The 246-nt window shown below is 45.5% G+C and carries 1 pseudogene; it reads left to right on the top strand.

From position 1 onward, the window contains the following. Positions 1 to 17: 17 nt before the first annotated feature. Positions 18 to 246, top strand: a pseudogene (locus tag ACH63V_RS18215) (hypothetical protein); the annotation flags it as partial.

Here is a 246-nt window from a genome sequence, read left to right as displayed (position 1 = left end):
ATGCTGAAGATAGTCTTGTGAAGACGGATCATGACAATAATCCGGATACACCAGACCAAGGTGGTTTAGACCGAGTAGATGGTTCAATTACAGTTGATGTGGATACTCAAGGCCATATTACAGGTGGAACGACTGATGTTGCACCGGGTAGTCAAGTCACCTTAACCATCACAGGTCATGATCAGGCGGGTAACCCACTTGAGCAACAAGTCACTGCTACTGTTAATCCTGATGGTAGCTATACAG

This window comes from Acinetobacter sp. ABJ-A23_2, from assembly GCF_044538765.1.
In the GTDB taxonomy this organism is placed as follows: Bacteria; Pseudomonadota; Gammaproteobacteria; order Pseudomonadales; family Moraxellaceae; genus Acinetobacter; species Acinetobacter nosocomialis_A.
Note: the sequence above shows the minus strand (reverse complement) of the source record. Positions and strands in the feature narration are given on the sequence as shown.